This is a genomic window from Blautia sp. AF19-13LB (assembly GCF_003479105.1).
Taxonomy (GTDB): domain Bacteria; phylum Bacillota; class Clostridia; order Lachnospirales; family Lachnospiraceae; genus Fusicatenibacter; species Fusicatenibacter saccharivorans.
The window spans coordinates 36476-43306 of record NZ_QUGO01000021.1; the positions used below are offsets into that span (position 1 = coordinate 36476).

Annotated in this window: 4 protein-coding genes and 2 pseudogenes; 1 reads left to right on the top strand and 5 read right to left on the bottom strand. The window is 41.4% G+C overall.

The genetic code is table 11. The annotated features are described in order from the left end of the window. Positions 1-396: 396 nt before the first annotated feature. The 4 genes and pseudogenes from DWX32_RS16600 to DWX32_RS19720 form a co-directional block, all read right to left on the bottom strand. The gene (locus tag DWX32_RS16600; RefSeq protein WP_118660637.1) at positions 397-768 is read right to left on the bottom strand and encodes a TnpV protein; all 372 of its coding nucleotides are present in this window, start codon (positions 766-768) and stop codon (positions 397-399) included. 31 nt (positions 769-799) lie between these two features. After that, positions 800-1111, bottom strand: a pseudogene (locus DWX32_RS16605) (23S rRNA (uracil-5-)-methyltransferase RumA); the annotation flags it as partial. A 116-nt stretch (positions 1112-1227) separates the two neighbouring features. After that, positions 1228-2931: a recombinase family protein gene (locus DWX32_RS16610; protein ID WP_118660639.1), complete on the bottom strand. Its 1704-nt coding sequence runs from the start codon at positions 2929-2931 to the stop codon at positions 1228-1230. Positions 2932-3070: 139 nt separating this feature from the next. Then, a complete protein-coding gene (locus tag DWX32_RS19720; protein ID WP_158579607.1) occupies positions 3071-3223 on the bottom strand; it encodes a hypothetical protein in 153 nt (50 codons plus the stop codon). A 554-nt stretch (positions 3224-3777) separates the two neighbouring features. Here DWX32_RS19720 and DWX32_RS16615 point away from each other — a divergent pair. Then, positions 3778-6135 carry an ATP-binding protein gene (locus DWX32_RS16615; RefSeq protein ID WP_118660641.1) on the top strand — a complete coding sequence of 786 codons (2358 nt, stop codon included), beginning with the start codon at positions 3778-3780 and terminating at the stop codon, positions 6133-6135. A gap of 167 nt (positions 6136-6302) precedes the next feature. Here DWX32_RS16615 and DWX32_RS16620 read toward each other — a convergent pair. Next, positions 6303-6707 (bottom strand): annotated as a pseudogene (locus tag DWX32_RS16620) (group II intron reverse transcriptase/maturase); the annotation flags it as partial. Positions 6708-6831 lie beyond the last annotated feature (124 nt).

Sequence of the window (6831 nt, forward strand, 5' to 3'; positions counted from 1 at the left end):
TTGAGTTAAATTCTTTTCCTTTCTTAATTCGGTTACAAATAAACCGAATTTTTCATTACTAATCTGATACATATATCCACCTCCTGCACACATATTATAATGAGAGCGTGCATAAATCAATCGACTAGCAGTAGAATTGCAGAATATTAGCACATAATTCATCAAATAATCTCCCCGTCATGATTATTTCTATAAAGTTATATTCGAATATTTTTTAAGCCATACTATGGAATAATTAAATCGGCAACTTATAACTATGACGGAAAAAACCAGCCTTCCGAAACTTAGAAAAGATCACTTGCTATAGAATTGTAATTTGCTTCTTCTTTGACCCCTTATAAACATAAAAGCCGAACAAACAGGATTTTTCGTCCTACTTGTTCAGCTCTTATTCTACTACCTATAAATCAATTCTTTTAACACAATCTCTTCTGCTGCATTCCGGATGTTATTTACAACTCCAACCCACACCATCTGATCACGAGCTTTCAATTCTTCCGTAACGCCTTGCTTCTCCATCATCTGACGCACCAGAATACCCATCCTCTCCTGTGCTTCATCATCCACAGCATTCAGATGTTTTGTCAATCTGTCTTCCAACATATACAGAGAATACATTGCCGGACGATGCTCTTTCAGATACGTTTTCCGCAGCATTCCATATTTTCCATAATGCGGTTCTTCATCTGTACTGACAAGATTCGGATAGTAAATTCCGTCTGCTTCCAGTGTGTAGGTTCCACCCATTTTTTCAAATGTGCTTTTCATGTGTTATTCCTCCTTGAAATCAGCGATATCCTTAGATCATCGCAAAATATTTCAGGGCAGCCTTGATAGCATCTTCTTTCTCTTTCGGACACTGTGGCACTTTTGGATTTTCTGTCTTTGGCAGATTATAGTTCTCTCCTACTTCGATTCCACATTTCCTTTTGATTTGAGAAATATATAAATTTGAAACCTTCAAGCCAAATTCTTTCAGCACATAATCTTTGATTTCCTGATAGGTCGCTTTCGTCTCTGCACTGGTTGCATCCAGCTCATCTAAGTCTAAGTCGATCTCTATCGTGTCATCTGGTTTTTGTTGGGACAAAAGAACAACCGTCTCCACATGTGTCGGGACACTCCCATGAACACAAATCATTAGCCATGTCTGTGCCGCATGAACACATTTTTCCACCCACTGTTATTTCGGTTCCATCAACAACTTTTGTCAGCTTTCTCTCCATCTTAAGACACCTTATTTCCTTTCTTCAATTCCTTCTGAATTGCTTTGTAATGTTCCTTGGCATTGGGAACGGTTCCCGACTGGTTTCCCTTTAGCACAAAGGTCAGCTTGTATGGGTCGGGATTACCTTCCTCATCAAAGCCTCCAACCAGAACCTTCTCAATAATACTCTCAAACACCACTCTGTCAAATTCATCCAGCACCTGCTCACTGATTAGTGTCTCACGAAGTGCTGACATTCGCTTGCCAACATCTTTCTGTTTGTTAATTGACTCCTCCAAAAGATATCTTCTCTCAGAAAGAGTATGAAGTTTACGGGTAAATTCAAGTACCTTTTCATCATAAACTTCCTTACTTATTGTACCATCAATGAGCATATCTGTCATTCGGGATTTTTTTGATTCCAAGGAAGAAATGTCCTTATCAAGCTGTTGCTTCTTACGAACATCCTCTGCATTGTTCAAAGCCTCCTCCACATTCGACATAACTATATCCAGCACATCATCAAAATTCCCTGCCAGCAATCCAAAGGCTTCCAAAAAAGCTCCTTCCAAAATCGCCTCATCAATGGCTTTGCAATGTGGACAATTCTTAATTCCATTCTTGGTGGCATTCATACACTGCCACACAGGCTTTTCATAAATGGAACTGCTGTGCCTTGTCCTTCGGGTAAGCTTATGTCCACAATAGCTGCACTCACACATACTGCTGAAAGCATATTGACGGGTATAACGCTCCCTGTTTCCACTGGTCTCCATAATTTTATTCTTAGAACGCTTCATGCGGATGCGCTCTGCCTCATCCCACACCTCTCTGGAAACGATAGACTCATGATGGTCTCTGATATAAAACTGATCCTGCTCACCCATATTAGCAAGTCTACGCTTACTGATAGGGTCGGTAGTAAAGGTTTTTCCTAGAAGAACATCACCCTTGTACTTTTCATTCTTAATAATTCCCATCACGCCATGAGTGTGCCAGATTACTTCGCCCTTTTTATTTCTCCTGCCAAGCTCCGTCAACCGATGAGCTATGGTAGTTGTTCCATACCCCTGAAGATACAAATCATAAATCATTCGCACCGTTTCCGCCTCATACTCATTTACCGTCAGGCTCTTGTCTTCCGGGTGATAATCATAACCAAGACAGCCGTTAAAACCAATCAGTTCACCACGCTTCATTTTCATCTTAAGTCCCATGGTAACATTCTTGGATAAAGACTCAACCTCCTGCTGTGCCAGGGAACTCATAATTGTCAAAAGCATCTCTCCCTGCATATCCAAGGTGCTGATGTTTTCTTTTTCAAAAATAATACCAATATTCTTATCCTTAAGCATTCTGGAATACTGCAAGGTATCCAGCGTATTTCTGGCAAATCGGGATATGGACTTGGTCAGAATCAAATCAATCTCACCATTTAAGCATCGGTTAATCATTTCCTGAAATCCGGTTCGCTTGTCGGTCTTGGTTCCGGTAATCGCCTCATCAGCAAAAATCCCGGCATTAACCCATTCGGGATTCTCACCAATTTTCTCTTCATAATAAAGTTTCTGGGATTCAAAGCTGCCCAACTGGTCATCGTCATCCGTAGATACTCTAACATAGGCTGCCACACGAATCCTTTCCACTGTTATCGGGTTGCTTCTTACCCTGCCCCTGCTGTTAGGAGCAGTTCTTGTTGCTTCTAAAACTTGTACTTCCTGCATAATAAAATCCTCCTGTTTTAATTCTGTTATAATGAAAATGATGCCAACAACAAGTAAGTTGCCTTGTATGCTGACATCATAAATGAAAAATCAAATGTTAACGAATGTGCGGTAAAATAATTTCTACACATCCATAAAATTACGCCGCCTTTGGATCATCCTCACGAATAATGAGAAATCTGTCCATCAGCTTGTTTCTTGCTATGGTATACTCTGCTTCAGTAATTAGTTCCATACGAACCGCCTTACGAAGCAAAGCCATACACTTTGCAAATTCCATCTCCTTCGTCATCTGCTACACCTCCTCACTCTTATTTCTGCGTTATCACCTACTTTCCATAAGAAATTGGCTTATTCAAGAAAATCTCTGACAAAAGTTGTTAGACCGTTTTGGCTTCCATTCATATCCTATGCCGTCAGCGTTACAGCTGACCTTTAGCTTATCGCCTGTAGGCTACTCCTGCTCGAGTTCCTTTCCCACCCTTGACGGAAGTGTCTTCCCTCGCTCCGCTTGATTGCTCAAGTCTCTTCGCAAGGTCTGTTGACATAGAATACAGCTCATGAATCCGTTTCCGGATTGTTTTTCAAGGTTCAAATTCAATAAAGTTCGTATAGAACATTTGTTTGTAGCGTGTTATAATGGCGCTAGTGATTTCACTTGCTTGCAAGGGTGAAATCACTAGCCGGATTACAAGCTATGCTTGTAATATATTCATGTAGCTCATTCATTTGCCTGCTGGCTCGTGGCGGCTACGTTTTCATGGGTTAATGATACGAAATTCTGACCGGGATTATCATTGACGAAGACTTGACCAAAAGTTGACAAAATAGATTGGAAGTGAAAAATTGCAGAACCGCATTACCTTCTCCAACGTGATTGGAGTGTTATTGGAAAATAAAAAGAAAACCTACGCCCAGTACCGAATGATTGAGGATATCTTCTTTGACTGCTTGAGCAATATGGATTTATTTGAAAAAGATGATTTTGAGAAAAATGTTACCTACAGCAGATGGTGTACCGGTGATCGTCCCATCCCAAAAGAAATATTGTCCTTTTATGACAATGCCGGATTTGACGGTATTCAAAATAACATTCAGGATGATGTCATTCCCAACCTTATCAATGTGCCTGCCACAAGGGAATTGCTTTTGGAATTAGTTGCAGACAGTGTGGATGTAATCGGCACCAAAAAAGCCGATGAATTTGCAAGGATAACCGATGACGCAGAACTTATCACTGCCCTTATACGCTATGCCATTTTAAACGACCATGACAGCAAGCATACTCTGCTATCCCCTGACCTATCAGATATTCTGCTGAGTAACAGACTTCCTTCTGCCAACTGCTATTTTATTGGACGAAAAGAGGAACTGAAGGCTGTTGCTAAGGCATTACAGGACCATAATCCTGTATTTATCACCGGAACTGCAGGTATGGGTAAAAGTGAATTGGTAAAGACCTATGCCAAGAAGAACGAAAAGAAATACACAAATATCATTCATCTGTTTTATGGTGGTGATTTGAAGAAATGTGTTGCTCACATGGAATTTAGCGATGATACCGCTGATATGAGTGAAGAAATGCTTTTTGACAAGCATATGAGAATATTAAAAAAGCTCCACTCTGACAGTTTGATTATCATTGATAACTTCAATGTTCTGCCGAAAGAGGATGCTTTCTTCAAGGAATTTATAAAATTGAATTGCAAAATACTGGTTACCAGTCGTTGCAATATTTCACAATATGAGACGATAAAGATTTCTGAAATGGACGCAGATACTGAGCTTATAGAATTGTTTTATAAGCATTGCCCTTCTGCAAAGAGTTCTCAAGATGTGGTAAAGGAGATTATTCAGACGGTAGGTTGCCACACTCTTACGGTTTGCCTGTCTGCTTTGTCTCTGACAGCCAGTGGCATGGAGCCGGAAGAACTGCTGGCAGAGTTGAAAACCTGTGGCTTGAATATTACCTCCGGGGAAGATGTAGAACTGTATAAGGATGATGATTTTACAGACGGACTGATGATAGAGCATTTAAGCAAGCTCCTACAGCTTGGTAAATTATCCAATCAGCAATTGGACATTCTCCGCAATCTGTCCCTGCTACCGGTTTCCGGTGTAATAAAGAATAGCTTTAAGAACTGGATGAAGCTTGATAACCTCACAGATGTGAACCACCTTATTAAGTACGGATTTATCAACGAGGATACGGATAACAAGAAAATCAGCCTGCATCCGCTGTTGCAAGAAGTGATTGCTATTGAGACCATGCCAACGGTTACTGCCTGTAGTACTCTGTTGGACAACCTCCACCTTATCTGCCTGGCACATGGTTTGGAGCTACGCAGACCGGAAAATGTCATAGCCTCTCTCATCAGTGTGACGGAGCGTATTATTGTGGATGATGGAGCATATTTTCTGCTATTCTTGCAGGATGTGTTCCCATATTTGGACAAGTATCTTGTATCAGATTACCTGCCCAAACTTACTGAAAGAATCAGCTATGTTATGGAAGAATACAAGCTGGAGTCTCCTTGTGATAAGGCACTGCTACTGGATTATAAGGCAGAATGTTTTCTGTTGAAAAAGGATTATGGAAATGCAGTAAAGAAGCGTGAAAAGGCAATCAACATTATGGAAAAGCTTCATACTAAGGATGCAGATATGCGGACTACCAACCTGCTGTCCAATCTGTACAACAACCTTTCCAACACTTATCTACTGATGAAACAAGGGAATGAGGCAGCCAAAGCACTGCGTACGGCTTTTAATATCCGTATAGAATATGCCCACTTGGGACTAACCGAATCCCATGATTCCTTGCAACAAATGATGAACCTTATCAATATGCTGTTGCTGGCAAAGGATGTGGACAATGCAAAAATTGTACTGGAGCAATATGAAACCTTGGTATTGGAACATCTGTCGGATACCTCTCTGGATTATGGTATCTGTAAGCTGAGTCAGGGGATTATTGATATGATGGAAAGAAAGCCGGAAGCGGCAGAGATAAATCTGCTTGGGGCTGAGAGCATTATTGGAAATGCTGTAGGAACAGATAATGACTATATGAGGACGACCTATCGGTATCTGAATAATCTGTATGCACGGTGGAAGAAGCCGGAGAAGGCGATTGAGTATAGGGATAAGTTTCTTGGGGTGAATCGGGGGATTTCTAGGACGAAATCGAGTAGGAGGCGGTGACTAACCGCCGTCCTCTCACAGCACCGTACGTACCGTTCGGTATACGGCGCTTTCAATAGTTGACGTGCACAGACTGATAGGCTGTGGCTAAATCGTAAAAGCCAGAGACCGTTTCAAGTTTTGTATAAACGTTAAAAACTGATATAAGATTTGTGAATAGTTACAAATGGGCAGAGCCGCTGTTTATCAGTCTTTCTTGTACGGTCTACCACTGTTGGTATGCCAAACTTTCGCACACCACCATCTGCTTTGGGAATCTCAACTCGTCTTACTGGAGACGGAGTGTACTTTCCACGATAAATGCGGTCGGTTATCTCTTGTTGATGTTCCCTTAGATATGGAAGAGCCTCTTCAACGGTCATGCCATCAATTCCTGGCGCTCCCTTGTTTGCCTTAACTCTCTTGTACGCTCTGTTAAAGTTGTCTTTATACAGTATCGCTTCCAAAAGTCTCGGCTGTGCACTGTCTCTTTCTTTCCATATCCGATTGAATGACCTAGACGCTTTCACATACCCTTCATGTTCCGCATTATCTCTTTGCGAACAGCCATTGTTTTCAATGTTTTCTGCCATAGACGGTCATTCCTCCTTTCTCGGTCATACTCAAGACTCCTACTGATTCGGTCCTTCACCTCTCGGCTGTCGGGTAAGGGACAAACCTTACGGTTATTCCCTCCCCAAAGAACGGAACGTGCGA

What these genes read in the sequence shown, in the direction of transcription:
- DWX32_RS19720 (WP_158579607.1), bottom strand. Translation starts at nt 3,223, where the DNA reads ATGACGAAGGAGATGGAATTTGCAAAGTGTATGGCTTTGCTTCGTAAG.
- DWX32_RS16600 (WP_118660637.1), bottom strand. Translation starts at nt 768, where the DNA reads ATGAAAAGCACATTTGAAAAAATGGGTGGAACCTACACACTGGAAGCA.
- DWX32_RS16610 (WP_118660639.1), bottom strand. Translation starts at nt 2,931, where the DNA reads ATGCAGGAAGTACAAGTTTTAGAAGCAACAAGAACTGCTCCTAACAGC.